22 protein-coding genes and 1 pseudogene are annotated in these 26,609 nt (G+C 71.2%); 8 read left to right on the top strand and 15 right to left on the bottom strand.

Translation table 11 applies throughout. The features are described from left to right. Nucleotides 1–17: 17 nt before the first annotated feature. Both metJ and ACH65_RS07260 read left to right on the top strand, forming a co-directional pair. Complete coding sequence (gene metJ, locus ACH65_RS20990; protein WP_082190184.1) at nt 18–572, top strand: met regulon transcriptional regulator MetJ; 555 nt, start codon at nt 18–20, stop codon at nt 570–572. A gap of 354 nt (nt 573–926) precedes the next feature. Next, on the top strand, nt 927–1,925 hold the full coding sequence (locus ACH65_RS07260) for an energy transducer TonB (RefSeq protein WP_336884800.1): 999 nt from the start codon (nt 927–929) through the stop codon (nt 1,923–1,925). 387 nt (nt 1,926–2,312) lie between these two features. Here ACH65_RS07260 and ACH65_RS07255 read toward each other — a convergent pair whose 3' ends face one another. After that, nucleotides 2,313–3,623 carry a serine hydrolase domain-containing protein gene (locus ACH65_RS07255; protein ID WP_049621918.1) on the bottom strand — a complete coding sequence of 437 codons (1,311 nt, stop codon included), beginning with the start codon at nt 3,621–3,623 and terminating at the stop codon, nt 2,313–2,315. 169 nt (nt 3,624–3,792) lie between these two features. Then, nucleotides 3,793–5,400, bottom strand: a complete 1,608-nt coding sequence (locus ACH65_RS07250) for a GMC family oxidoreductase (RefSeq protein ID WP_049621917.1) — start codon at nt 5,398–5,400, stop codon at nt 3,793–3,795. 149 nt (nt 5,401–5,549) lie between these two features. Between ACH65_RS07250 and ACH65_RS07245 the strand changes: the two are divergent. Beyond that, nucleotides 5,550–6,772: pseudogene (locus ACH65_RS07245) on the top strand (NTP/NDP exchange transporter). A 149-nt stretch (nt 6,773–6,921) separates the two neighbouring features. Here the strand turns inward: ACH65_RS07245 and ACH65_RS07240 are convergent. From ACH65_RS07240 to mtgA, 3 genes are all read right to left on the bottom strand, one after another. After that, complete coding sequence (locus ACH65_RS07240) at nt 6,922–7,350, bottom strand: CBS domain-containing protein (protein WP_049621916.1); 429 nt, start codon at nt 7,348–7,350, stop codon at nt 6,922–6,924. A gap of 95 nt (nt 7,351–7,445) precedes the next feature. Next, complete coding sequence (locus tag ACH65_RS07235) at nt 7,446–8,375, bottom strand: glycosyltransferase family 2 protein (RefSeq protein WP_049621915.1); 930 nt, start codon at nt 8,373–8,375, stop codon at nt 7,446–7,448. 238 nt (nt 8,376–8,613) lie between these two features. Continuing rightward, nucleotides 8,614–9,357: a monofunctional biosynthetic peptidoglycan transglycosylase gene (gene mtgA / locus ACH65_RS07230; RefSeq protein ID WP_049621914.1), complete on the bottom strand. Its 744-nt coding sequence runs from the start codon at nt 9,355–9,357 to the stop codon at nt 8,614–8,616. Between the two features lie 183 nt (nt 9,358–9,540). On the opposite strand from mtgA, the gene hslO reads away from it, so the two are divergent. Beyond that, nucleotides 9,541–10,440 (top strand): Hsp33 family molecular chaperone HslO, encoded by a 900-nt coding sequence (gene hslO, locus ACH65_RS07225; RefSeq protein ID WP_049621913.1) that lies wholly within the window; start codon nt 9,541–9,543, stop codon nt 10,438–10,440. A 46-nt stretch (nt 10,441–10,486) separates the two neighbouring features. On the opposite strand, the gene ACH65_RS07220 is transcribed toward hslO, so the two are convergent. Beyond that, nucleotides 10,487–13,267 carry a bifunctional diguanylate cyclase/phosphodiesterase gene (locus ACH65_RS07220; protein WP_425478272.1) on the bottom strand — a complete coding sequence of 927 codons (2,781 nt, stop codon included), beginning with the start codon at nt 13,265–13,267 and terminating at the stop codon, nt 10,487–10,489. Nucleotides 13,268–13,656: 389 nt separating this feature from the next. Here ACH65_RS07220 and ACH65_RS07215 point away from each other — a divergent pair, with 389 nt between their 5' ends. Then, the gene (locus tag ACH65_RS07215; protein ID WP_336884799.1) at nt 13,657–14,529 is read left to right on the top strand and encodes a hypothetical protein; all 873 of its coding nucleotides are present in this window, start codon (nt 13,657–13,659) and stop codon (nt 14,527–14,529) included. 76 nt (nt 14,530–14,605) lie between these two features. On the opposite strand, the gene ACH65_RS07210 is transcribed toward ACH65_RS07215, so the two are convergent. The 5 genes from ACH65_RS07210 to ACH65_RS07190 form a co-directional block, all read right to left on the bottom strand. After that, a complete protein-coding gene (locus ACH65_RS07210; RefSeq protein WP_049621910.1) occupies nt 14,606–15,517 on the bottom strand; it encodes a DUF4097 family beta strand repeat-containing protein in 912 nt (303 codons plus the stop codon). 28 nt (nt 15,518–15,545) lie between these two features. Continuing rightward, nucleotides 15,546–15,977 carry a hypothetical protein gene (locus ACH65_RS07205; RefSeq protein ID WP_049621909.1) on the bottom strand — a complete coding sequence of 144 codons (432 nt, stop codon included), beginning with the start codon at nt 15,975–15,977 and terminating at the stop codon, nt 15,546–15,548. Further along, on the bottom strand, nt 15,974–16,522 hold the full coding sequence (locus ACH65_RS07200) for an RNA polymerase sigma factor (protein WP_049621986.1): 549 nt from the start codon (nt 16,520–16,522) through the stop codon (nt 15,974–15,976). The genes ACH65_RS07205 and ACH65_RS07200 overlap by 4 nt, the downstream gene beginning before the upstream one ends. Nucleotides 16,523–16,637: 115 nt before the next feature. Beyond that, nucleotides 16,638–18,407, bottom strand: a complete 1,770-nt coding sequence (locus ACH65_RS07195; protein ID WP_049621908.1) for a phosphoenolpyruvate carboxykinase (GTP) — start codon at nt 18,405–18,407, stop codon at nt 16,638–16,640. A gap of 134 nt (nt 18,408–18,541) precedes the next feature. Continuing rightward, nucleotides 18,542–19,120, bottom strand: coding sequence for a TetR/AcrR family transcriptional regulator (locus ACH65_RS07190; protein WP_049621907.1), 579 nt, complete (start codon nt 19,118–19,120; stop codon nt 18,542–18,544). Between the two features lie 139 nt (nt 19,121–19,259). Between ACH65_RS07190 and ACH65_RS07185 the strand changes: the two genes are divergently transcribed. From ACH65_RS07185 to ACH65_RS07175, 3 genes are read left to right on the top strand one after another with little or no spacing between them, the layout of a single operon-like run. Then, nucleotides 19,260–20,168, top strand: a complete 909-nt coding sequence (locus tag ACH65_RS07185; protein WP_049621906.1) for an alpha/beta fold hydrolase — start codon at nt 19,260–19,262, stop codon at nt 20,166–20,168. A gap of 1 nt (nt 20,169) precedes the next feature. After that, nucleotides 20,170–22,638: an acyl-CoA dehydrogenase gene (locus tag ACH65_RS07180; RefSeq protein WP_049621905.1), complete on the top strand. Its 2,469-nt coding sequence runs from the start codon at nt 20,170–20,172 to the stop codon at nt 22,636–22,638. A gap of 17 nt (nt 22,639–22,655) precedes the next feature. Then, a complete protein-coding gene (locus ACH65_RS07175) occupies nt 22,656–23,039 on the top strand; it encodes a hypothetical protein (protein WP_049621904.1) in 384 nt (127 codons plus the stop codon). Between the two features lie 116 nt (nt 23,040–23,155). On the opposite strand, the gene ACH65_RS07170 is transcribed toward ACH65_RS07175, so the two are convergent. The 4 genes from ACH65_RS07170 to ACH65_RS07155 all read right to left on the bottom strand — a co-directional run. Beyond that, on the bottom strand, nt 23,156–24,148 hold the full coding sequence (locus ACH65_RS07170; RefSeq protein ID WP_049621903.1) for a diguanylate cyclase domain-containing protein: 993 nt from the start codon (nt 24,146–24,148) through the stop codon (nt 23,156–23,158). Beyond that, nucleotides 24,145–24,744: a chemotaxis protein CheB gene (locus ACH65_RS07165; RefSeq protein WP_049621902.1), complete on the bottom strand. Its 600-nt coding sequence runs from the start codon at nt 24,742–24,744 to the stop codon at nt 24,145–24,147. The genes ACH65_RS07170 and ACH65_RS07165 overlap by 4 nt, the downstream gene beginning before the upstream one ends. Beyond that, entirely contained in the window at nt 24,741–25,604 is an 864-nt protein-coding gene (locus ACH65_RS07160; protein ID WP_049621901.1) for a CheR family methyltransferase, read from the bottom strand. Before ACH65_RS07160 ends, ACH65_RS07165 begins: the two co-directional genes overlap by 4 nt. Before the next feature lies 1 nt (nt 25,605). Continuing rightward, nucleotides 25,606–26,609, bottom strand: a 1,004-nt coding sequence (locus ACH65_RS07155) for a response regulator (RefSeq protein ID WP_049621900.1), incomplete at its 5' end; no start/stop codon positions are given.

The following is a 26,609-nucleotide window of genomic DNA, read 5'->3' as shown; positions in this document are numbered from 1 at the left end:
CACGGGGAACGGAAGACATGGCGATAAACAACTTCGTAGAGCCTTATGTCGAGCATGGTGAAAAGGCCGGCGCGGTACGCAAGATCACGGTATCCATCCCGCTTCATGTTTTGAGGTTGCTGTCGGATCTGCGCACCCATCGCCAGGTGAACAATCTTCGGCACGCCACCAACAGCGATTTGCTGGTGGAGGCGTTCCTGCATGCTTTTACTGGGCAACCACTGCCAACTGATGAGGAGCTGAGACGAACCATGGCCACTGCCAAGAAAACCACTGCCAAGAAACCGGCGGCCAAGAAGGCCGTCAAGAAGACCGCTGTAAAGAAGGCCGCCGTCAAGAAGCCGGTCGCCAAGAAGCCGGCCGTCAAGAAGGCCGCCGTGAAGAAGGTCGCCAAGAAGGCGGCTGCGAAGAAGCCGGCGGCCGCCAAGAAGGCCGCGGTGAAGAAGGTTGCCGTCAAGAAGGTCGCGGTGAAGAAGGCCGCCCCGAAGAAGGTCGCCGTGAAGAAGGCCGCACCCGCCAAGGTGGTGAAGGCCTCCAAGGTCGCCAAGACCAAGACCAAGACCAAGAAGTAAGCACAACAAAAAGCCGTACCCGGTTTCCTCCCCGCGGTGCCCAGCGCGGGGAAGGTATTTGAAAGCGATTCGTCCCGGCCCGTGCCGGGACGCTTCGTTTCCGGGGCATGGAAAAGCGCGGACGGCGCTTGCCGGCCCCGGCGCACCATGCCGCGGAGCGCCCGGCGATTTGCTGTCGTGCTGCATTGCAGTTACCTTTCGCAAATCCGCGCCGCGGCGGGCCGGAGGGGGCGCGCCGCTCCTGGGTTCACAGGGGGAAAAAGCGCGGGTATCTGTCGTCACTCGGTGAGAACTATGGATACCCGAAATCTGCATGCGCGCTCGTTCGCGCAGGGGGCCGCCAGGCCTGTTACGTTGGCCGTCGTCGTGGTGCTCGCGCTGCTTGCCGCGGGGGCGTGGTTGCTGATCATCAAGCCGCACCGGGACATGGTCGCGCAGGACGCCAGCGGTCGTCCCAGCGCGCCGGCGGCTTCGTCCAGCACTGCCGCCAAGGCCGCCGTGGCCGCGCCGCCGGCGAACGTGGCGGCGATGGACGTCAACCAGCTGCTGTCCGAGGCGCGCCGCGCGATGAACGAGCAGCGCTACCTGGCGCCGGCCAGCAACAACGCCTTCGAGTTCTACCTTGGCGCCTTGCAGAAGCAGCCGGGCAATTCGGTGGCGGTGGACGCGCTGCGCGAGACCTTTCCGTTCGCCGCCAACAGCGCGGAGTCGGCGATCAACGCGCGCGACTTCAACGAGGCGCAGCGGCAGATCGACCTGCTCGCCAAGGCCGACCCGGCCAACTACACCCTGACCATCCTGCGCTCCAAGCTGGACGCGCAGCGCAAGCTGCTCGACAAGGAACAGCAGCAGGCGCTCGACCAGCAGCACCAGCAGCAGCTCGCCGCGCAGCGCTCGGCGGAGGAGAAGGCCGCGGCCGAGCGGCTGGCCGAGCAGCAGCGCAGCAGCGCGGCCGCCGCGCAGCAGGCGGAGGCGCAGCGCACCGAGCAGGCGCGGTTGGCCCAGCAGCGCCAGCAACAACAGGCGCAGCAGGCCGCGGCCGCCGTGGTCGCGTCCAATACGCAGGGCGCATCGAGCAACACCGACGCGATCCTGATCCGCATGGTGCAGCCGCGTTATCCGACCCAGGCCCGCCGGGCCAACCAGGAGGGCTGGGTGGACGTGCAGTACACCGTCGACGCCGAAGGCAATGTCTCCAACGCGCACGTGGTGGCCTCGCAGCCGCGCCACATCTTCGAGCGCGAGGCGACCGACGCGGTGGAGCGCTGGAAGTTCAAGCCGGCGACCCGCGACGGCACGCCGGTGGCGAGCACCCGGCAGCAGCGCATCCAGTTCCAGCTCAACGCGCAGTAGGTGGAATGGGCATGCGATGAAAAAGCGGCGCGTTGCGCCGCTTTTTTACGTGCAACCCGCATCCCTCTCCCTATGGTCGGGAGAGGGGGAGCGTGCGGGAAGGCGTGCCGTGCTGTTGGAGGTTTGTTGCGGTCTGGCTGGCCAAAGGCCGGCCAGATCACGATAAGCCTCGGCTCACTCGGGACGCGCGGCGCTGGATGACTCGCTCCACTCGCCCCTGCGGGGCCGTCCTTCGGACGTTCTGCGCTCTGCGCGCTTGTCCGGGCTGCGCCGGAGCGACGAGCAAGAGCGGGGCACGCGCACATGGCTACCGCAAGGCTCGCTCCAGGCTCTGGCGCATCGACCTCCAGGCTCTGGCGCATCGACGGCAAGATCGTGAACAGGCTTTCAGGAGCGGCTGCGTGCGCGGCGCGCCTTCGACTTGGGCAGCGCTCGCCTGTTCGCGGGGGCGGCCTTGCCGGCCGTGGCGGGCAACCCGCCGAGATCGGCCCAGTCCACGCGGGGCAGGCCGAGCAGGCCGTCGAACACCATCGGCATCAGGCCCGAGGGCGTGGGGTTGGCGGAGTTCCACAGCGTCACCACGCCGGCGTGGTACTTGGGGAAGAAGCCGATCATGGTGCGGTAACCCTCCACTGCGCCGGCGTGGTAGATCAAGGTCTCGCCGCCGTACTGGAACACGCGCCAGCCGAGCGCGTAGTGCGCCGCGGTGACGCGGCTGCGGTGCCAGGGGCTGGAGTGCAGTTCCACCGGCGTCGTCACGCCGGGCTCGTGCAGTTCCTCGAGCATGGCGGGCGAGAGTACGTCGGGCCGGCCGCCCATCTGCGCGATCAGCCACTGCTCCATGTCGTGCAGGCTGGCGTTGACGCCGGCCGCCGGCGCCACGCGGTAGTAGTTCTCCTTGGGCTCGAACGGCACCCAGCCGCCGCGGCCGGGGCGGTGCGGGCGCGCCCAGCTCTTGCTGGATTCGAGCGCGTCGCGGCCGTAGCTGGCGGTCTTCATGCCGAGCGGGTAGAAGATGCGCTCGTCCACCTGGCGGTAGAAGAAGTTGCCGGTCATGGCGTAGACCACGTCGCCGATCAGGCTGAAGGCGACGTTCTGGTAGCCGTAGCACTGGCCCACGCCACAGGCCATGTCGACCTCGTCGAGCTTGCGCACCAGTTCCTCGTAGGGCACGTCGCCCTCGAGCATGCTGTCGTAGGTGTTGCGCGGCAGGCCCAGGCGCTGGCCGAGGATGTCGTGCACGGTGGCCTGCTCGGTGTCGGGCACGCTCTTGAGCTTGAAGAACGGCAGCACGTTGACCAGGCGCGTGTTCCAGTCCAGCTTGCCGTCGCTGACCAGGACCGCGGCGAGCGCGGTGGCGAAGGCCTTGGACAGCGAGGCGAGGCGGAACACGGTGTCCGCCGTCACCGGCTCGTTCTTGCCGGTGTCGGCGTAGCCGAGCGTGCGCTCGAACACCACCTTGTCGTTGACCACCACGGCGGTGGCCAGGCCCGCCACGGCGTGCTTCTGGTCGAGCTGCTCCAGCCATTGCCGGTAGTTGGAAAGCGTCTGCTCGACCCGCTCGGCCGGCAGCGAAGCGCGGCTGGCGGCGTGGACGGCGGGCGCCGCCGCGGCGGCGCCGTTCGCGCTGGCGGAGGGGACGGGGCCGGCCAGGCCGAGCAGGCCGGCGGTCAGCAGGGAAAGCGTACGGAGCTGCATGCGACTGGAGAGGGTTCCGGCGCGGAACGCGCCAAGGAAAGATGAGGGCCGGCGTGCGGGGCAGGTCGTGCTCATGAAGTGGAGGATTGTCGTCCAGTTGAACCGGGGCCACAACGTGACGGGCGCAACCGTGCATAGACCCGCCGCGCCGTCGATCGTTCGGCCTCGTTCAGTCTTCGCCGAGCAGGAGGGCGCTGGCGCGTTCGGCGATCATGATGGTCGGCGCGTTGGTGTTGCCCGTGGGCAGCGAGGGCATCACCGAGGCGTCCACCACGCGCAGCGCCGTCACGCCGCGCACGCGCAGTTCGCCGTCCACCACCGATTGCGCGTCCGTGCCCATGCGGCAGGTGCCGACCGGGTGGTAGATGGTTTCGGCGCGCTGGCGGATGAAGGCCTCGTACTCGGCGTCGGTGCGCAGCGCGTGGTCGGGGAAGCGCGGCTGGCCGCGGTAGGGCGCGAAGGCCGGTTGCGCCAGGATCCCGGCGGAGAGGCGCGCCGCCTCGATCATCAGTTTCAGATCGTGGCCGTCCGGATCGCCGAGGTAGTTGGCCTCGATGCCGATCGGCTGCGCCGGGTCGGCGGACTTCAGGCGCAGCCGGCCGCGGCTGCGCGGGTGCAGGTAGCAGGCATGCACGGTGTAGCCGTATCCGGGCGGCTTGACGCTGCCGTGGTCGTCCAGCTGCGCCGGGATGAAATGGAACTGCACGTCGCAGCGCTCGTCGGCGGCGTAGCGGCTGCGCACGAAGCCGCCGCCCTCGGCGACGTTGGAGCTGCCCACGCCGTCGCGGTGGCGCAGGAAGCGCCAGGCCACCGCCGCCTCGTTGAGGCGGTCGTAGGTGTGCGTGCCGGAGGCGGTGCCGATCACGGTGCAGAGGTCGAGATGATCCTGCAACTGCCCGCCCACGTCGGGCCGGTCGGCGACCACGGCGATGCCGTGCCAGCGCAGGTGATCGGCGGGGCCGATGCCCGAAAGCATCAGCAGCTGCGGCGAGTTGATCACGCCGCCGGCGAGGATCACCTCGCCCGCCTCGATGCGCTCGCCCCCGCGCAGCTGCACGCCGACCGCGCGCCCATGCTCGATCAGCACGCGCTCGACCGCCGCGTGCGTGCGCACGAGGAGGTTGGGCCGGCCGAGCGCGGGGCGCAGGTAGGCGACGGCGGTGGAGCAGCGCGCGCCGTGGCGCTGGGTCACCTGGTAGAGGCCGAAGCCGTCCTGGCGTGGGCCGTTGAAGTCGTCGTTGCGCGCGTAGCCGGCCTCGGTGCCGGCCTGCACGAAGGCGTCGGAGAGCGGGCTGTGCCAGCGCAGGTCCGCCACGCCGAGCGGCCCGCCCGCGCCGTGCCAGGCGCTGGCGCCGCGGGTGTTGTCCTCCGCGCGCAGGAACCACGGCAGCACCTGCGCCCAGCTCCAGCGTGCGTCGCCGGTGGCGGCGGCCCAGCCGTCGTAGTCGGCGGGGGCGCCGCGCACGTAGCACATCGCGTTGATCGCGCTGGAGCCGCCCAGCACCTTGCCGCGCGGCCACCACAGGCGGCGGCCGAGCAGGGCGGGCTCCGGCTCGGTGCGGTAGCCCCAGTTGATGCGGCGGCTGCCGTAGAGCTTTGCCCAGCCGCGTGGATCGCCGACCAGCTTGGCGAGCCCGGCCGGCATGTGGATGAGCGGGTTGCGGTCGGCCGGGCCGGCCTCGAGCAGCAGCACGCGCCGGCCCGGCCGCGCGCTGAGCCGGTTGGCGAGCACGCAGCCGGCGGAGCCGGCACCGACGATCACGTAGTCGAAATCCATGCGGCCCTCGCGGGTGCTGGCAGATGCGTCCGGGGCGCATGGTAGTCTCTTCGCACTCCCCGTCGGACAGTCCGGTGCGCGCTTCACGAATCGCCCCAGCGAACGATGGCTTCGCGTTGACCCTGTCCGCGCTCGCCTTCTTCTTCATCATGGCGGCCTACTACATCATCCGGCCGGTGCGCGACCAGCTGAGCGGGGCGGTGGGGTCGCAGTCGCTGCCGCTGTTCTACGGCGCGGTGTTCGTGGTGATGCTGCTGCTGACGCCGGTGTTCGGCGCGCTGGTGGCGCGCTTCTCGCGCAAGCGCCTGCTCGGCTGGAGCTACAGCTTCTTCATCGGCTGCCTGTTGCTGTTCGTGCCGGCCTTCGTGGCGCAGGACCGCTTGGGCGCACGTGCGCTGGGCGTGGTGTTCTACATGTGGGTGAGCGTGTTCAACCTGTTCGTGGTGTCGCTGTTCTGGAGCTTCATGGCCGACATCTTCGACAGCACGCAGGCGCGGCGGGCGTTCCCGCTGATCGCGCTGGGCGGCATGGCGGGGGCGATCTTCGGGCCCACGGTGACGCTGGTGCTGGTGCACCAGATCGGGGTGGCGCCGTTGCTGGCGGTGTCGGCGCTGGCGCTGGGTTTCGCGCTGGCGCTGCTGCTGCGGCTGTCGGGGCGGCAGGAGCGGCGCAGCGGGCAGGCCGCGGCGGCCATCGGCGGCTCGCTGTGGGCGGGGCTCAGGGAGCTGTGGTCGCGGCCGTTCCTGCGCTACATGGCGATCCTGATGCTGCTCGGCGACGGCATCGGCACCCTGGCCTACGCGCTGATGGCCGACTACACCAAGGCGCACCTGCCCGACCGCGTGGCGCGCACGGCCTTCTACAACGACCTGGACCTCGCCGCCAACCTGCTCGGCGTACTGCTGCAGCTCACCGCGACGCGCTGGCTGCTGGTGCGCCACGGCGCCGGCTGGGGCCTGGTGGTGCCGGCACTGGTGAACCTGCTGCTGCTCGCGGTGGCGGCCTGGCTGGGCTTCGTCGACGTGTCGCTGCTCGGCTTCACCGTGCCGATGCTGGCGGTCACGCTGGTCGGCTCGCGCGGCTTCGCCTACGGCATGACCAAGCCGGCGCAGGACGCGCTCTACACCCGCGTGCCGCGCGAGACGCGCTACAAGGGCAAGAACTTCATCGAGACCGCGGTGTGGCGCTTCGGCGACGTGGTGGTGACCAGTGGCGTGAACCTGCTCGGCAAGCTGGGCGTTGCCGGCTCGGGCATGGCGGCGATCGGCGTGGCCGTGTGTCGGTGCTGGCGGCCTGGATCGCGCGCCGCGCCGGCCAGGCTCCCGACCTGCAGCCCGACCGGGAACTCCCCCGCCGCGGCGAGGCGGTGTAGAAGCGCGCCTACGCGCGACCTTCGCCGGCGCAAGCGGCGCGCCACGTCCTGCGCATGGTCCGTGGCTCGCATGCCGACAGAGGCCGTGCGCCGCGTGCGCGCATCGCCGGCGCGCACCTGCATGCCCAAGCGCATGCAGGCGCGTGGTGTCAGCTGGCGATATAGCGCTGCAGCAGCTCGATCTGCTCGGCCTGCGCGTCGATCACCGCCTTCACCAGGTCGCCGATCGAGACGATGCCCACCACGCGCTGGTTCTCCACCACCGGCAGGTGGCGGATGCGGCTGTCGGTGCACAGGCGCATGCAGTCGAACACGTCGGTGTCGGGGGTGACGGTGAGCACCGGGCTGCTCATGATGTCCGCCACCGGCGTCTGCGCCGAGGAGCGGCCCTGCAGGATCACCTTGCGCGCGTAGTCGCGCTCGGAAACCATGCCCACCAGCTGCTCGCCGCGCATCACCAGCAGGGCGCCGACGCGCCGTTCGGCCATGTGCTTGATCGCCTCCAGCACCGGCACTTCCGGCGCGATGGCGTAGAAGTCGCTGCCTTTGATTTCCAGCAGATGCCTCACCTGATGCATATCGGCCTCCGGGACGGTCTGCGTGGGCGGGTCGCCTGGCCGCAGTCTAGCGCCGCCGTGCGGAGGGCGGGTAGCGGCACCGCAATATGGACGGCTCAGCGCGGCGGGCGCCGCTCCTCCACGAAATACAGCGGCCGTTGCTTGCTCTCGGCGTAGTTGCGGCCTAGGTATTCGCCGATCACGCCCAGCGCCAGCAGCTGCATGCCGCCCAGGAACAGGATCACCACCATCAGCGTCGGGTAGCCGCGCACCGGGTCGCCGTAGAGCAGCGCCTTGCCCAGCACCCACAGGCCATAGGCGAAGGCCAGCAACGCCGCGCCCAGCCCCACCCAGGTCGCCAGCCTGAGCGGCGCGTTGGAGAAGGAGGTGATGCCCTCGATGGCGAGCTGGGTCAGCCGCCAGTAGTTCCACTTGGTGCGCCCGGCCTGGCGCGGCTCGCGCTGGTAGTGCACGGCGACCTGGCGGTAGCCGATCCAGGCGAACAGGCCCTTCATGAAGCGCTGGCGCTCGCGCAACTGGCCGAGCGCGTCGAGCGCACGGCGCGAGAGCAGGCGGAAGTCGCCGGTGTCGCGCGGCACGGCGGTGTCGGAGAGCCGCTCCATCGTGCGGTAGAACGCGGCGGCGGTGAAGCGCTTGAAGCGGCTCTCGCCCTCGCGCACGCGGCGGGTGGCGTAGACCACGTCGTGGCCGGCGCGCCATTGCGCGACGAGTTCCGGGATCAGCTCCGGCGGGTCCTGCAGGTCGGCGTCGATCACCACCGCGGCGCCTTCTTCCACCGCGTCGAGGCCGGCGGTGAGCGCCGCCTCCTTGCCGAAGTTGCGCGAGAGCCGCAGCGCGCCGGCGCGCGGGTCGCGCGCGAGCAGGGTTTCGATCACCGGCCAGCTGGCGTCGCGGCTGCCGTCGTCCACGTACAGCACGGCGCAGCGCAGGGGCAGGGTGTCGAGCACGGCGGCCAGGCGGTGATGGAATGTCTCCAGCACGTCCGCTTCGTTGTAGGCCGGGACGACGACGGTGAGTTCGGGCATGGCTCCGCCGGGTGCAAACGATCGGGGCATGCTAGCCGAGCCTCGCCGCGGCGGCGAGGTGGCAGAGCCTGTTCAAAGTCTTGCCGTTGACGCGGCTTGGCTCCTTCCCCTGCTTGCGGATGCTTGCGGGGGGGCTGGGAGAGGGTGAAGTCTGGCCTCGAGGCAAGGGTTTACCCCTCCCTGCACCCTCTCCTGCACGCAGGGGAGGGTGCAGGTGGGAGAGACTTTGAACAGGTTCTCAGCGCGCGCGCCGCATGCGCGGCGGCTGGCCGCCGTCGAGGTAGCCGGGGCCGCCGAGCTGGCCCATCTGCTGCTGGATCCAGGCCGCGCGACGCTGCACGTAGGCGCTGGGGCGGTCGGCGTGCAGGCGCCGCGGACTCGGCAGCACCGCGGCCAGGCGCGCCGCCTCGGCGGGGCCGAGCCGTGCCGGCACGGTGCGGAAATACGCCTCGCTGGCCGCGCCCACGCCGTAGAGGCCGTCGCCCAGCTCGGCGATGTTCATGTACACCTCGAGGATGCGCCGCTTCGGCCAGGTCAGCTCGATCAGCACCGTGAAGTACGCCTCCAGCCCCTTGCGCACGAAGCTGCGGCCGTTCCACAGGAACAGGTTCTTGGCGGTCTGCTGGCTGATCGTGCTGGCACCACGCAGGCGGTGGCCGTCCTCGGCGTCGTCCATCGCGTCCTGGATGGAGCCGAAGTCGAAGCCGTGGTGGAACGGGAATTTCTGGTCCTCGCCGGCCACCATCGCCAGCGGCACGTAGGGCGACACCTGCGACCACGGCACCCAGTGCTGGCGCAGCCGGAAATCGTGTTCGCCGTGCAGCAGCGCGCCGAGCCGGCGCTCCATCATCACCGCCGAGGTCCACGGCGGCACGAAGCGCAGCAGCAGCACCGCCAGCCACGACAGCGCCAGCCACGACAGCACGAGGATGGCGAGCGGGCGCAGCAGGCGGCGGAGGGGAACGCGGGAGGTCGCGGGCATGGGCGGTGCGGCTTTCGACGATGCGCAGCAGTATAGGCAACCATGGCTCGCGCCACGCCCCGTCGCACCGCCCATGCGAGCCGTGGGACCCTATGGCCGCCGGCTCCGGCGTGGCGCTGCGCGCCATTGTCCGCTCCCGCCTCGCCCCCATATCCGTCCTTTGCTTCCTGAGAGACTCTTGCCGTGGACAAGCTTCCTCCCAACGATGTGCTGCACCGTTTCCTGCTCGAGCGGGCCGGCGTGCGCGGCGTGCTGGTGCGCCTTGGGCCGGCCTGGCGCGAAGTCGCCGGCCGCGCCGACTACCCGGCGCCGCTGCGCGCGCTGCTCGGCCAGTCGCTGGCGGCGAGCGCGCTGCTCACCGGCCACATCAAGCTCGAAGGCGCGCTGTCGATCGAATTGAAGAGCGCCGGCGCGCTGCGCCTGCTGTTCGCCGAATGCACCGACCAGGGCCGCCTGCGCGGCCTGGCGCGCTGGGAGGGCGGTTTGGAGGATGGCCTCGCGCTGAACGCGCAGCCCGGCGCGGTCATGGCGATCACCATCGGCAGCGCCGAGCGCGGCCAGCGCTACCAGGGCCTCGTCGATCTCGGCTATCCGGAGCTGTCGGGCGCGCTGGAGAACTACTTCAGCCAGTCCGAGCAGCTGCCCGCGCGCATCCTGCTCGCCGCCGACGGCGAGCAGGCAGTCGGCCTGATGTTGCAGCGCCTGCCCGGCGAGGGCGGCCACGAGGCGGTGCAGGACGAGGACGCCTGGTCGCGCGTGCTGCACCTCACCGCCACGCTGGGCGCGGAGGAACTGCTCGCCACCGCGCCGGAGCAACTGCTGTACCGGCTCTACCACGAGGAATCGGTGCGCCTGTTCGAACCGCGCCCGTTGGCCTTCGGCTGCAGCTGCACGCGCGGGCGCGTGGAGGCGATGCTGCGCGCGCTGGGCCGCGAAGAAGTGGAGGCGGCGCTGGCGGCGCGCGACGACGAGATCGAGGTGATCTGCGAGTTCTGCGCGCAGCGCTATACCTTCGATCGCATCGATGCGGAGCACCTGCTGAGCGCCACGGCGGGCGCGGAGACGTCGACGACGGCGCAGTGACGCGGCGGCGGCGCGAGGGGCTCCACCCCTCGGCCGCCGAGTGGCTTTACACCGGCTGCGCCGTCACGTCCGGCAACCACGCACTGGCCGGCCGCGGCTCGGCGAACAGGAACCCCTGCCCGTAGCGGCACCCCAGGCCGAGCAACGTCTGGCGTTGCGCCTCGTCCTCGATGCCCTCGGCGATCACCTTCATCTGCAGCGAGTCGGCCAGCACCTGGATCGCGCGCACCACCGCCGTGCCGTGGCTGTCGCCCTCGCGCGGCAGGCCGGTGACGAAGGAGCGGTCGATCTTCAGCGTCTCCAGCGGGTACTGGTGCAGGTAGCTCAGCGAGGAGTAGCCGGTGCCGAAGTCGTCCAGCGCGATGTACACGCCGTGGCGGCGCAGGTTCTCCAGCATCCGCTTCACCTGCGCGGGGTTGTCCAGCAGCGTGTGCTCGGTGACTTCGATGCGGATGCTGCGGGCCGGCACGCCGTGGCGGCGCATCAGGTCCAGCAGGCGCTCGTCGGTGTCCGCCGAGCGGAAGTGGCGGCCGGAGACGTTGATGCTCACGAAGCCGTGGATGCCCGCCAGCAGTGCGGCCTGCGCGCAGACCTGCTCGAAGATCTGCCAGTCGATCGCCTCCGCGCAACCGTTCTCTTCCGCCACCAGCAGGAAGTCGTTGGGCTTGAGCAGGCCGCGCTCGGGATGGTGCCAGCGCAGCAGTGCCTCGTAGCCCACGGTGCGGCCGTCGGCGAGGGTGACGATCGGCTGGTAGAACGGCTCGAACTCGGCGCGGGCGAGGCCGCGGCGCAGGTCGCCCTCCATCTCCAGCAGCGACAGCGCCTCGCGGCGCAGGCGGTCGTCGAACAGCGCGGCGCGGTGGCGGCCTTCGTACTTGGCGTTGTACATCGCCGCGTCGGCGTCGCGCAGCAGCTCGTCGGGCTTCTGGTAGTGCGGGCTGGCGAGGGTGATGCCGATCGAGGCGGAGGTGAACACCTCCTTCGCGCCGAGGCGGAACGGCGCCTGCAGCTCGTCGATGATGCGCTCGGCGATCTGCATCGCCTTGCCGGTGTCGCGGATGCTTTCCAGCAGCACGGCGAACTCGTCGCCACCCAGGCGCGCCACCACGTCGCGGGTCTTCAGGCAGGCGCGGATGCGACCGCCGACCTGGAACAGCAGGTCGTCGCCGACCAGGTGGCCGACCGAGTCGTTGATCACCTTGAAGCGGTCGAGGTCGATGAACAGCACCGCGAACAGCTCCTGCGGATTGGCGAGGTAGCGCTGCAGCGCCTGCTCGAGCCGCTGCAGCAGCAAGGTGCGGTTGGGCAGGCCGGTGAGCGAGTCGTGCAGGGTCTCGTACTTGAGCCGGCGCTCCACGCGCTCGCGCTCGGCGATCTGTTCGCGCAGGTCGCGGTTGGCCAGCGCCAGCGCGCGGGTGCGCTCGGCCACGCGACGCTCCAGGCTGGAATAGGCCAGCTTCAGCGCCTCGGCGTTGTGCCGGCGCTGCAGGGCGTTGGCGACGTGGTAGCCGACGAAGGTGAGCAGCTCCTGGTCGCGCTCGGTGTAGGTATGCTCGGGCGTGTAGCTCTGCACCGCCAGCACGCCCATCACGCGTTCGCCCAGCACCAGCGGCACGCCCAGCCAGCACACCGAGCGCGGGCCGAAGCGGCTGATCTCGCCGAGCGCGACCAGGCGGTCGATCTCCTGCGGGTCGGCCAGCAGCGGCTTGCCATGGCGCAGCACGTACTCGGTGGCGCCGCGGCCGTGCTTGCGCGCGGGCCGCACGCTGTCGACCTCGTCGATGGAGTAGGGGAAGCTGAGCTGCTGGGTGTCCTCGTCCAGCAGCGCGATGTAGAGATTGCGCGCGTACAGCAGGCCGCCGATGATCCGGTGCACGGCGGCGTAGAAGTTGTCCAGGCTCTCCGAGGTGCTGGCCAGTTCGGCGATGCGGAACAGGGCCGCCTGCAGCCGCTCGCCGCGCTGGCGCTGCAGCACCTGCTGGCGCAGCACGCGGTTGGCCTCGCGCAGGGCGGTGGTGCGGTCGGCCACGCGCCGCTCCAGTTCCACGTGTGCCTCGCGCCGCTCGAAGGCGGTCTGCACGTGCTGGGCCACGTAGGCGAGCAGCTCGCTGTCCTGTTGCGTGTAGTGCGTGTCGGCGCGATAGCTCTGCACCACGATGCCGCCCATCACGCGCCCGTTGCGCACCAGCGGCACGCCCAGCCAGTGCTCGCAGGCGGGGCCGACCGGGGCGAGGCGTCCCTGCAGCTGGCGGGCCAGTTCGTCGATCGAGCCCATCAGCGGCTTGCCGCCCTTGAACAGGTGCCAGGTCAGGCTTTGCCACAGCTCGCGCAGCGGGGTGCTCTGGTCGGGCCGGGGCGGGTCCTTGTCGGCGGTGTCGATGTAGTAGGGAAAGCGCACCGCGTCGGCGGCCTCGTCGTACAGCGCGATGTAGAAGTTCTCCGCATACATCAGGCTGCCGACGATGCCGTGCAGCGAACGCATCATGTCGACCAGGTTGCGCTCGGTGCCGGCCTGCTCGGCAATGGCGTAGAGCGCGCGCTGCAGGCGCTCGGCGAGGGCCAGGCGGGAGATCGCCTCGTACAGGCGGGTGGTCTCGGCCAGCTGGCGCAGCCGGCCGGCGGCCAGGCGCCCGAACCAGCCGAGCTGCTCGTGCTGGGCGTCGGTGAGCGGCCCGCCGGCGACGGCCAGGGTCAGCGTACGCAGGCCCTGCGGGTCTTCCGCCAGGTCCAGTTCGTGCGCCGTCGCGCTCGCGCCGTCCTCGGACAGGCGCCAGAACAGGCGGCCGGCGATGCCGCAGTCGGCCACCACCGACTCGCACACTTCCATCACGCTGGCGGCGTCCGGCGCCGCCTGCAACTGCTCCACCGCCCGGTATGGCGGCACGCGCTCCCGTTCCGCCCGTGGGGGCGCGAACGGCTGGGCAGGTGGGGCGGAACTCATCGGTTCGACCAGGATTCCATGCACTATGCGGGTGAATATAGCTTGCGCGGCCGGGCGGTGGAGGGTCGCGACGGGAACCCTTTGTCATCAAAGCGGTCGTATCGGCAGCGGATACTGCGGATGGCGTCACCTTCGGCCGAGGGGATGGCCGGTTGTTAGATTAAAGTGAAACGGCTTATAATCCGTTTGCCTGGCCGCGCACAGCGGCCGGCTCCAGCGGGCCGGGGAGGCCATTCCAACTCATGCGTCGTTTGTTGCCATTGCTGACTTTGCTCATGCCGCTCGCCGCGGCAGGGCAGGCGTTGGGCGGCGGCGACGCGCAGACGCAGGCCGAGCGCCTGCGCGCGCAGGCGGCCGGGCAGCCGGCCGGCTCCGGCACCGCGACGCCGCTGTGGCGCGGGGCCGACGGCAGCCGCCTCGACCTGACCGCCACGCGCCAGCCCGCGGACGGCCTCCCGCAGACGGGCACGCCGCTGGCTTTCCCGGTGGTCAACGGGCCGGAAGTGTTCTCCTCCGGCGTGCAGTACGACGGTTCCGATCCGCGCCTGCAGATGCATGCGCAGGTCAATCAGCACTCCTGGGTCGACGGTCACGGGACGCGCGTCTTCGGCAGCGAAGTCGGCGCCACCTACGATACGGGCCGCTACAGCCTGGGCCTCAGCGTCGGCGCCAACAGCACGCCGCGTTCGCCGACGCTGCCGCGCGTATTGCCGGGTGCGGCGCCGGGTCCCAACGGCCTGGCCGATTTCGACAGCAGCACGCAGCTCAACGCGCGCGGCCGGCTGGCCCTGGACGGGCGCAGCGGCATCGACCTCGGTGCCAGCGTGGGCCGCATCCGTCTGCTGCCGGGCAACGCGCTCGGCCTGACCTCGCTGGACCAGAAGGCCCTGAGCTTCGGCATCGACCACGGCCCGCTGAGCGGCGCCATCGTGGGCCGCACCATGCAGCCCACGCTGCCGGGCGGGCTCAACGCGGACCGGCGCTGGAACAGCATCGACCTGGGCGTGACCTGGCGCCTGCCATGGCAGGGCTCGCTCAGCATCGGCGCGCAGAACCTGTGGTCCTCGGGCGGCTCGGTCAACACGCCGTCGGGCCCGGAGCCGGACCAGTCGCGCACGCCGTACGTGCAGTATCACCAGGACCTTTGAGGTCCCGGGAATGGTGAATCGGGAATAGCGAACAGGCAAAGCAGCGCGCTGGTGGCGCGCTACCATTCCCGATTCGCTATTCCCCATTCCCTTTCTTGCGAATCCGCAGATCGCCGCTGAACGTCTCGATGTGGATGCGGCCGCTGCCGCCGCCCACGTTGGCTTTCAGTTCGCTGCCTGGGCCATGCTCGTGGCGGCTGACTTCGCCGAAGTCGCTGCGCAGGTCGCCGCTGAAGCTGCTCGCCTCGATCGCCGCCGAGACATTGGCCGGCAGCTGCAGCTGCACGTCGCCGCTCATGCTGTCGACGCTGAGGCTGCCGTTGGCGGCGGTGCCGCCGTTGATCTGCACGTCGCCGGACACCGTGCTGAGATCGAGCTTGCGCCACGGCCCGCCGGTGGCCTGGACGCGGCCGGATACCGTCTGCAGCGACGCCTCGTCGCCCAGGGTGGGTGCGAGGATGTCGCCGCTGACCGTCTCCAGCTCGGCGCGGCGCGCATGGCCGGCCAGCTCGATGCTGCCGCTCACGCTCTGCGCCGACAGCGAGGGCGTGCGCGCGTTGATGCGCACCTTGCCGCTGACCGCGTTGACGTCGATGTCGCCGCCGTCCAGGCCGTCGATGCCGAGCTGGGCGCTGACCACGTTGACGTCGAGCGAGGCGCCCTTGGGTACGTGCAACTCGAGCACCGACGGCCCCATCGCATTGTCGCTGCCCCAGCCCAGCCAGCCGGAACGGCCCTGCGGCTCCACCTTCACGGTGAGCTCGTCGTTGCTGCCGGTGATCGCCAGCGGCTTGGCGCCGTCGCCGAGGCGGCCGGTCACCTGCACCTCGCGGCGGTCCCAGGCGGTGATGGACACCGCGCCCTTGATGTTGCCGACGGCGATGCGCACGTCGGGCGCGGCGTCGTGGCGCAGGTTGATCGGCGTATCGGCCAGGGCCTGGCCGATGCACAGGCTGAGCAGGAGCGGGAGACAGCGGGAGGTTTTCATGGTCGTGGCCTGGGTTCAGCGCTTGGGTTCAGCCGGCCTGGTCGAGGCGGCGCAGTTGCGATTGCTGGCGGTCGGTGCGTTCGAGCAGGCGCTGCAGCACGGCCGCGTCGGGCGAATGGCGCAGCGCCTGCTGCAGTTCCATGCGGGCCGCGTCCAGCTCGACGGCGGCGCCGGCCAGGCGCGGGTCGTCGGGCTTCCAGGGCCGATGGCCGGCGCCGGGGGCGGAACTGGCGAGCTCGGCGCCGTGGCGCGGCTGCAGCAGGCCGAGGCCGACGGCGAGCAGGCTGAGGCCCGCGAAGCCGGCGGCGGCCAGCCAGGCCTGCCGGCGTGAAGCGCGCGCCGGCGCGGCGGCAGCGCGCGGCGTATCCAGCGCGGCGTCGATCCGCGTCCACAGCTCGGGGCGCGGGCTGACCGGCCGGCGCAGGTCCTGCAGTGGGCGGCGCCATTCGAATTCGTTCATGAGGGTTCTCCCAGAAGCTTGCGCAGCAGGCCGCGCGCGCGGTGCAGCTGCGCCTTGGACGTGCCCACCGCCATCGCCAGCTCCGCGCCGATCTCCTCGTGGCGCCAGCCTTCGACGTCGTGCAGCACGAGCACGGCGCGGGCGCGCGGCGGCAGGCGGCCGATCGCGCGCTCGAGTTCTTCCCGCTCGGCGGCGCAGAAGGGCGTCTCGCCGTGTTCGGGCAACGCCTCCTCGTCGACGAAGCGCACCGGGTCGGCGCCGCGCGAACGGATGTCCATCAGCGCCACGTTCACCGCCAGCCGGTACAGCCAGGTACCGAACGCGCTCTCGTGGCGGAACTCGCCGAGCTTCTGCCAGGCGCGCACGAAGGCGTCCTGGGTGAGGTCCTCGGCGCGCGCGTGGTCGTAGCCGGCCAGGCGCAGCACGGCGCCGTAGATGCGGTCCACATGTTGCCGGTACAGCCGCTGGAACGCGATGCGGTCGCCGGCCGCGGCGGCGCGCACATCGTCGGTGTCGCTGGACGGCGCGCTGGGCGCGGTCGGCATGGTGGTTCCGGTGGCGAGGCAGGCGGCGCTCATCTTGCCAGCTTCGATGCGCCGGGCGCCGCAAGGGTTTGAACGCGCGCGGCCCCTCCGGTCGCGCGCGCAGTGGAAAGAAGGATCAGGCCGCCTGTGCCGCCGCGGCCGCCGCCAGCGCGGCGGCGATGCGCTGCTGCTCGCGGCGCAGCCGGTCGGGCAGGCGCGGCGCGTAGGCTTCGAGGTCCTGGCCGATGGCGGCGAGCTCGGCGCGCCAGCCGGGGATGTCCAGCGCGAGCAGTTCGTGGCGCGCGGCGGGCGGGAGATCGAGGCCGTCGAGCTTGAGCTCGTCCGCGGCGGGCAGGATGCCCACGGGTGTCTCGCGGCCGCGCAGGCGGCCCTCGACGCGGGCGATCATCCACTCCAGCACGCGCAGGTTGTCGCCGAAGCCGGGCCACAGGTACTTGCCCTCGGCGTCCTTGCGGAACCAGTTGACGTGGAACACCTTGGGCAGCTTCGCGCCGGGCTGGTCGAAGGACAGCCAGTGCGCGAAGTAGTCGCCGTAGTGGTAGCCGCAGAAAGGCTTCATCGCCATCGGGTCGCGGCGCAGCACGCCGACCGCGCCGGTGGCGGCGGCGGTGGTCTCCGAGCCCATCGCCGCGCCCATCAGCACGCCGTGGGTCCAGTCGCGCGCCTCCATCACCAGCGGCAGCAGCGCGGGCCGGCGGCCGCCGAAGACGATCGCGCTGAGCGGCACGCCGAGCGCGTCCTCCGCGTGTGGCGACCAGGTCGGGCATTGCCGCGCGCTCACTGTGAAGCGCGAGTTGGGGTGCGCCGCCGGGCCGTTGGCCGGATCGTAGGGCCGGCCCTGCCAGTCGAACGCGGGCGCGCCGGGCAGGCCGTCCCACCACGGCCGGCCGTCGGCGGTGAGCGCCACGTTGGTAAAGATCGCGTCGTGCGCGACGGTGGCCAGCGCGTTCGGGTTGCTGGCCGCGCTGGTGCCCGGTGCCACGCCGAAGAAGCCGGCCTCGGGGTTGATCGCGTACAGCCGCCCGTCCGCGCCGGGGCGCATCCAGCAGATGTCGTCGCCCACCGTCCACACCTTCCAGCCGTCGCGGCGGTAGCCCTCCGGCGGGATCAGCATGGCGAGGTTGGTCTTGCCGCAGGCGGAAGGGAAGGCGGCGGCGATGTAGTGCGTGTCGCCGCGCGGCGTCTCGATGCCCACGATCAGCATGTGCTCGGCCAGCCAGCCCTCGGCCCGGGCCTGCCAGCTGGCGATGCGCAGCGCGTGGCACTTCTTGCCGAGCAGGGCGTTGCCGCCGTAGCCGGAGCCGTAGGACTTGATCGAAAGCTCCTCGGGGAAGTGCATGATGAAGCGCCGCTCCGGGTCGAGCTCGCCGATCGAGTGCAGGCCCTTGACGAAGCGGCCCTCGCGGCCGATGCGTGCCAGCGCGGCTTCGCCCATGCGGGTCATGATCCGCATGTTGGCGACCACGTAGGGGCTGTCGGTGAGCTCCACGCCGCAGCGCGCGAGCGGCGAGTCGATCGGCCCCATGCAGTAGGGCACCACGTACATCGTGCGGCCGGCCATGCAGCCGTCGAACAGCGCGTCCATCTTGGCGTGCGCCTCGGCCGGGGGCAGCCAGTGGTTGTTGGGGCCGGCGTCGTCGCGCTCGCGGGTGCACACGTAGGTGAGGTGCTCCACGCGCGCCACGTCGGAAGGATGCGAGCGGTGCAGGTAGCAGCCGGGATGGGTGTCGGGATTGAGTCCGAGCAACTCGCCGCTGGCGAGCATCTGCCGCACCAGCTCGCGGTATTCCGCGTCCGAGCCATCGCACCAGTGGACCCGCGCCGGCCGCGCCAGGGCCGCCGCCTCGTTCACCCAACGCTCGAGCGCCGCCAGCTTCCCGGTCATCGCATCCCTCGTGAGGTCTTGATGGAAAAGTTCGATGGGACGCTAGCTTGCGAAAACTGGTATGCGCAAGGAAGGGTGCAGCAAAACGGCGCCGAAGCGCCGTGGGGAAAGCCGTCTCGACGCGGGGTGCCGCTTCAGGCGGGCACCAGCGTGGCGATCATGTGCTCCACGTAGGCATCGAACTCCTCGTGGCTCATGCGCGGCAGGCCGAGGCTGAAGTTGAGCTGGAGGAAGCCGACGTAGGCGGCGTAGGTGAGGCGGGCGCGGTTCAGTGCGTCGGAGGCGGGCAGGCCGGCCTCGCGATAGGCGTTGCTGAGGAACTCGGTGCGCCGCTGCGACACGCGCGCCATCACCGGCACCACCAGCGGATTGTCCAGCGCCTGCAATAGGGCGGCGTAGACGCGGTGCGGCTGCACCTCGTGCGCGGCGCGGCGGAACAGCTCGGGCAGGCGCACGCGCGGGTCCTCGATGGCGCCGATGCGGGCGATCACCTCGCGCTCGCCGTACTGCTCCCAGCGCTCAAGCGCCGCCTGCAGCAGCGCCTCGCGGGTGCGGAAGTGCCAGTAGAAGCTGCCCTTGGTGACGCCGAGCCGGCGCGCGAGCGCTTCGACGGCGAGGGCGCCGACGCCTTGCTCGGCGATCAGGGTAAGGGCGGCGTTTTCCCAGTCCTCGGCGGTGAGGCGGGTGCGTTCGGGTTTGCTGGCGGCATTCATGCGCGCATGGTAGCCCCAGTCGGCCCACTTGCAATGCGAGGGCCGTCGTCTGCGCGAATCCACCGCATCCGGCCTAGGCCATCCGGCCACGTTGCAGTGCAAGTTGACGCCACCGGAGGCGATGCCCATACTCATGCGTATGGTTTATGTCGATACCCTTCCCGCGCTGCATGCCTTCGAGGCCGCCGACGGCCTGCGCCTGGCGGTGGAGACGCGCCGGCCGCAGGGCCGGCCGACGCTGCTGTTCGCGCACGGCTTCGGCCAGACGCGCGGGGCGTGGAACGGCGCCGCCGCCACGCTGGCGGCGCAGGGCTACCGCTGCGTGAGCTTCGACAGCCGCGGCCACGGCGAAAGCGGCCGGGTGCCCGGCGGCGACTACCACCTGGAGCAGTTCGCCGACGATCTCCTGCGGCTGGCCCGCGCGCAGCCGGAGCCGCCGATCCTGGTCGGCGCCTCGATGGGCGGCCTGCTCGGCCTGGTGGTGGCGGGCGAGGTGCGGCCCTCGCCGTTCCGCGCGCTGGTGCTGGTGGACATCACGCCGCGCTGGGAGAGCGCCGGGGTGGAGCGCATCCTCGCCTTCATGCAGGCGCACCCGGACGGCTTCGCCGACTACGCCGAGGCCGCCGGGCAGATCGCCGCCTACCTGCCGCAGCGGCGCGAGCGCAAGCGCGAGGACCAGTTGCGCCCACTGCTGCGCGAAGGCGCGGATGGCCGCCTGCGCTGGCACTGGGACCCGGCCATGCTGGCCGGCGTGGCGCACGAGAGCGAGCGCCACCAGCCGCGCCTGCTCGCCGCCGCCGCGCAGGTCGAGGAGCCGGTGCTGCTGCTTTCCGGCGAGCGCAGCGACGTGGTGTCCCACGCCACCGTGAACGAATTCCTGGCGCTGGTGCCGCATGCGCGGCACGTGGAGGTCCCCGGCGCCACCCACATGCTGGCGGGGGATGCGAACGACGCATTCACGCGCGAGATCGCAAGGTTCCTCGCCAGTCTCGAGTCCGGCGGCGTCGAGGCCGACGCCGCGGCCATGCAAACCGCAACGAGGTGCTGAGATGTCCGTACTACTGACCCTGCTGGCGGCGCTCATCGCCTCCGGTGCCTGCGCGTACCACCGTACGGGCCTGCGCACCTGGGCCATCGTCGCCCCCGTGGCCACCCTGGTCGTGGGCCTGCTCGCGCGGGCGCCGGCGACCACGGTGATCGTGCTGATCGTGGAACTGGCGATCGCGGTGCCGCTGCTGATGACGGGTTTCCGGCGCAGGAAGATCAGTGCGCCGCTGCTCAAGCTCTTCGCCAAGGTCACGCCCAAGCTGTCGGAGACCGAGCAGACCGCGCTCGAGGCCGGCACGGTGGGCTTCGAGGGCCAGCTGTTCTCCGGCAAGCCGGACTGGAGCGAGTTGCTCGCGCAGCCCAGGCCGGTGCTGAGCGTGGAGGAGCAGGCCTTCATGGACGGCCCGGTGGAGCAGCTGTGCGCCATGATCGACGACTGGCAGATCACCCACGAGCTGGCCGACCTGCCGCCGGAGGTGTGGGAGTTCGTCAAGAAGCACAAGTTCTTCGGCATGATCATCCCCAGGCAGTACGGCGGCCTGGGCTTCTCCGCGCTGGCGCATTCGGCGGTGCTGCAGAAGCTCGCCTCGATGTCCGCCACCGTGGCCTCCACCGTGGCGGTGCCCAACTCGCTGGGCCCGGCCGAGCTGCTGCTGCACTACGGCAGCGACGAGCAGAAGAACTACTACCTGCCGCGCCTGGCGGTGGGCGAGGAGATTCCCTGCTTCGCGCTCACCGGCCCCTACGCGGGCTCGGACGCCACCTCGATCACCGACTTCGGCATCGTGTGCAGGCAGGTGGTGGACGGCGTGGAGACGCTGGGCATGAAGCTCAGCTTCGACAAGCGCTACATCACGCTGGCGCCGATCGCCACGGTGGTGGGCCTGGCCTTCCGCCTGTACGACCCCGAGCACCTGCTTGGCGACAAGGAAGACCTCGGCATCACCCTGGCGCTGCTGCCGCGCTCGACCCCGGGGCTGGAGATCGGCCGCCGCCACTTCCCGCTCAACATCCCGTTCCAGAACGGCCCCATCCGCGGCAAGGACGTGTTCGCGCCGCTCAGCACCCTGATCGGCGGCCCGCACATGGCCGGCCACGGCTGGCGCATGCTGGTGGAGTGCCTCTCGGTGGGCCGCGCCATCTCGTTGCCTTCCAACGCCACCGGCGCGATGCGCGCCTCGGCCGCGGCCACCGGCGTGTACGCGCGCATGCGCAAGCAGTTCGGCCTCGCCATCGCCCGCTTCGAGGGCGTGGAGGAGGCGCTGGCGCGCATCGGCGGGCTCACCTACGCGAGCGCGGCGCTGTCGCGCGCCACCGCGGCGGCGGTGGACCGCGGCGAGAAGCCGGCCGTGCCATCGGCCATCGCCAAGTACCACGCCACCGAGTGGGCGCGGCAGGTGGCGGGCGACACCATGGACGTGCACGGCGGCAAGGCGGTGCAGCTCGGCCCGAAGAACTACGCCGGCCGCGGCTGGGCCAGCGTGCCGATCGCGATCACCGTGGAAGGCGCGAACATCATGACGCGCAGCCTGATGATCTTCGGCCAGGGCGCGATCCGCTGCCATCCGTTCGTGCTCAAGGAGATGCAGGCGCTGTCCATCGCCGACTACGGCGAGCGCCTCACCGCCTTCGACCGCGCGCTGTTCGGGCATGTCGGCTTCGGCCTTTCCAACGCGGTGCGTTCGTTCACGCTGGGCCTCACCGGTTCCCGCCTCGGCGCCACCGCCGGCGACGACTACACGCGCCGCTACTACCGCAAGCTCGACCGCTACTCGGCCGCGCTGGCGCTGTGCGCGGACGTGTTCATGGGCGTGCTGGGCGGCAAGCTGAAGTTCAAGGAAAAGCTCTCCGCGCGCCTGGGCGACGTGCTGAGCTACCTCTACATTGCAAGCAGCATGCTCAAGCGCTACGAGGACACCGACCGGCCGGAGGCGGACCGCCCGTTCCTGGCCTGGGGCTTCCACCAGTGCATGTGGCTCACGCAGAACGCGCTGGACGGCGCCATCCGCAACTTCCCGGTGCGGCCGGTGGCCTGGCTGCTGCGTGCGCTGGTGTTCCCGTTCGGCCGCCGCGAGGTGCCGCCGTCCGACCGCCTGGGCCGCCGCGTGGCCGCGCTGCTCACCGCGCCCAACGAGGCACGCGAGCGCCTCACCGAGTGGGTGTACCTGAGCCCCACGGCCAACAACACCATCGGCCGCATGAACGCGCTGCTGCCCGAGGTGATCGCCGCCGAGCCGGTGGAGCGCAAGTTCCTCAAGGCGCAGAAGAGCGGCCAGCTCAAGGCGCACGACTACAACGGCCAGGTGGACGAGGCGGTGCAGGCCGGCGTGCTCGACGCCGCCGAGGGCGCGCTGCTCAAGCGCGTGCGCGAGGGCGTGTTCGAGTTCATCTCGGTGGACGACTTCGACCCGGCCGAGCTGCGCGCGGCGCACGTGCGCGGCGAGAAAGCGAAGTTCGCCGACGCGGCCTGAGCGCCCGCGCGCCTCCGATGGACGGCGAAACCCTGGTTTTCCTGTGCGGCCTGCACAGCCTGGGTTTCGCCATCTTCCATCTGGCGTTCTGGAAGCTGTTCGACTGGCCCGCCGCGCTCGAACGCACCGGCCGCGCCACGCGCGCGGTGACGCAGATCCTCAACCTGCGCCTGATCTACGTGTTCCTCGGCGTGGCCGCGCTGTGCTTCCTGCTGCCGGGCGAGCTGCTGCATACGCGGCTCGGCCATGCGCTGCTCGGCGGCATGGCGGTGTTCTGGGCCGGGCGCACGGTCGAGCAGTGCGTCTTCCTGCGCTACAACACCCTGCTGGTGCACGCGCTGACCGCGCTGTTCGTGCTCGGCGCGATGTTGTTCGTGCTGCCCTTGTTCGTTGCCGTCTGAATGTTAGGAGCGCGCCTTTGCGCGCGACCGCTCTTGCGGCGGGCGGCAAGGGCTTCGCGGAGCGTCTGCGCCGCGGCGTCGCACGCGAGGCGCGCTCCACACGGGGGGCGAGCCGCCTAGGCGGCCAGCACGCAGCGGCCCTTGCCCTCGGCCTTGGCCTGGTAGAGCGCGCGGTCGGCGGCGCGGATCAGGGCCTCGTCGCCCGTTGCGCCGTCGCGGCAGGGGGCGAGGCCGAGGCTGGCGCCGACATGCACCAGCACGTCGCCCTGCGGCCCGCGCAGCGCATAGGGTTCGCCCAGTACGGCGCAAAGCTTGCGGCAGCGTTCGAGCAGCGGCGGCAGCTCGTCGATGTCCTCCAGGATCAGCGCGAATTCGTCGCCGCCCAGCCGCGCCACGGTATCGTTGCCGCGCACCTGCTGGCGCAGGCGCGCGGCGATGGCCTGCAGCAGCGCGTCGCCGGTGGGGTGGCCGTGGGTGTCGTTCACCGCCTTGAAGCCGTCGATGTCCAGCAGCGCCAGCGCGAAGCCGTGCGCGTGGCGGGCGCCGCGCAGCAGGGCCGCCTGCAGGCGCTCGTGGAACAGCATGCGGTTGGGCAGGCCGGTGAGCATGTCGTGGGTGGCCTGGTGGCGCACCTGCTCTTCCGCGCGCAGGCGTTCGGCCACCTCGGCCTGCAGCTGGCGGTTGCGCTCGGCCAGCTCGTCCAGCGCCTGCTGCAGCTGCATGCGGGCGTTGTAGAGGTCGAGGAACACGCGCACCTTGGCGGTGAGGATGGTGTCGTTGATCGGCTTGGCGATGTAGTCCACCGCGCCGGAGCGGTAGCCCTTGAGGCGGTTGAGGTCGTCGCCGTAGGCGGCGGTGACGAAGATGACCGGGGTGTCCTTGAGCTGCTCGGTCTCGCCGAGCAGGCTGGCGACCTCGAAGCCGTCCATGCCGGGCATGTTCACGTCGAGCAGGATCAGCGCGAAGCGGTGGTCCAGACACAGCGACAGCGCTTCGTTGCCGCTGCCGGCCTCGACCAGTTCGGCGCCGCAGTCGGCGAGCAGGCGCCGCATGGCGACGAGGTTGGCGCGGGTGTCGTCGACGACGAGGATCTTGGGCTGGGCGGTCATGGCAGGCACAGTCGGTTGAGCAGCGGCGCGATGGCCGGCAGCGGCAGGCAGTGGTCGGCGCCGGCGAGGTCGAGCGCGGCCAGCGGCATGGCGGCGGCCTGGGCGTCTTCGGGCGCCTGCACGACGGCGACGCCGCCGGCGCGGCGGACGGCGCGCAGGCCCTCGGCGCCGTCGGCGTTGGCGCCGGTGAGGATCACGCCGACCAGCGCCGCGCCCCAGGTCTCGGCGGCCGATTCGAACAGCACGTCGATGGAGGGCCGCGCGTGCTGCACGCGCGGGTCGACCGAAAGGGCAAAGCGTCCGTCGCGTTCCACCAGCAGATGGTAGCCGCTCGGCGCCACGTGGATCACGCCGCCGCGCACGCTCTGGCGCTCGGCGGCCTCCGCCACCGGCAGGGGCGCGACGTGGGTCAGCAGCCCGCATAGCAGCTCGGCGGTTTCCGCGGCGGTATGGCTGCACACCACCACCGCCTGCGGCAGGCGCGGGTCGAGGCCGCCGAGCAGGGTGCGCAGCGCGTCCAGCCCGCCGGTGGAGCAGCCCACGACGATGGCCGCCGGCACGATCGCAGCCGGCACGGTGGCGGCGGGCGCGTTCATGCCGGCGCGCCCGCCGCCGGGCCGGCCAGGCGGTAGAGGCGCAGCGCCGGGTCCAGCGCGGCGAAGTCGCCGGCGACCGGGGCGAAGTCCAGCCGCTCGCGCAGCCCCAGGCAGAGGAAGCCGCCGCGCACCAGCGAGTCGCGAAACAGCGCCAGGCAGCGATCCTGCAAGGGGTTGGAGAAATAGATCAACACGTTCCGGCACAGCACCAGGTGCGCCTCGCAGAACACCGTGTCGGAGGCCAGGTTGTGCTGGGCGAAGGTGATGTGCCGGCGCAGCCGCCGGTCCAGCTTGATCAGGCCGTAGCGGGCGCTGTAGTAGTCCGCCAGCGAACGGCGCCCGCCCGCGGCGAGGTAGTTGCGCGACCACTGCTGCGCCTCGCGCGCCGGGTAGATGCCCTCGCGCGCCTTCTCCAGCGCGTTCACGCTGATGTCGGTGGCGTAGATCTGGCTGCGCTCGTACAGCCCCGCCTCCTCCAGCAGGATGGCGAGCGAGTACGCCTCCTCGCCGTGTGCGCAGCCGGCCTGCCAGATGTTGATGCGCGGGTGCGAGGCGAGCGTGGGCAGCACCTGCTCGCGCAGCGCGCGGAACACCGGCGGGTCGCGGAACAGGTCGGACACCGGCACCGACAGGCCTTCCAGCAGCCGCGGCAGCAGCGCCGCCTCGTGCAGCGCGCGGTCGGTGAGCGCGGTGACGGTGGCGCAGTCGAGTTGCGCGGCGAGGCGCTTCACGCGCCGCTTCAGCGAGGCGCGCGCGTACTGGCCGAAGTCGTAGCCGTGGCGGCGCTGCATGGCGCGCACGAACAGCTCCAGCTCGATGTCGTCGAGCGCCGCGTCCTCGGCGGGCCGCACGCTGCTCATCTCAGCGGCGCAGCCACACGCGGATCATGGAGGCGAGCTTGTCCGTGTCCACCGGCTTGGACAGGTAATCGCTGGCGCCGGCCTCCAGGCATTTCTCGCGGTCGCCGCGCATCGCCTTGGCGGTGAGCGCGATCACCGGCAGCCGTTCGAGGCGCGGCTGCGCGCGGATGGCGCGGATCGCCTCGTAGCCGTCCATGCCCGGCATCATGATGTCCATCAGCACCAGCTCGAAGCCATCGTCCTCGGCCAGCCGCTGCAGCGCCTTGGGGCCGTCCTGCGCCATCTCCACCTGCACGCCCCAGCCGCGCAGCACCCTGGAGAGCGCGAACAGGTTGCGCATGTCGTCGTCCACCAGCAGCAGGCGGCGGCCGTGCAGCTCGCCGTCCGCGGCGGGGCGGGCGGGGGCCTCGCCGCCGCTCTGGCGCACGCTGTGCAGGAACAGGCTCACCTCGTCGAGCAGGCGGTCGGGCGAGCGCGCGCCCTTGAGCACGATGCTGTCGGTGTACTGGCGCAGGCGCAGGTTCTCCTCGCGGCTCAGCTCGCGGCCGGAGTACACCACCACCGGCGGAATGCTGGCGCCTTCGCCGGCGAGGCGGTCGAGCAGGTCCATGCCGGACATGCCAGGCAGGCCGAGGTCGAGCACCATGCAGTCGTAGGCCTTGTCGCCGAGCCGGGCGAGCGCTTCCTCGGCGGAGCCGGCCTCGTCGATCGCCACGCCGTCGCGTTGCAGCAGGGTGCGCACCGCGCTGCGCGCGGCCGCGTCGTCGTCCACCGCCAGCACGCGGCGGGGGCGGCCTTCGGCGACGTGCAGCAGGTGCTCGAAGGCGTCCTCCAGCGCCTCGCGGCTCACCGGCTTGGCGAGGAAGCCGATGGCGCCGAGTTCGCGGCTGCGCCCGGCCTCGTCGAAGGCGGAGAGCACGTGCACGGGGATGTCGCGAGTGGCGACGTCGGCCTTCAGCCGCTCGATCACCGTCCAGCCGTCCATGCCGGGCAGCATCACGTCGA

Origin of the sequence: Frateuria defendens (genome assembly GCF_001182895.1) — a bacterium.
Classification (GTDB): Bacteria; Pseudomonadota; Gammaproteobacteria; order Xanthomonadales; family Rhodanobacteraceae; genus Frateuria_B; species Frateuria_B defendens.
This window is presented reverse-complemented; position numbering and strand designations above follow the sequence as displayed.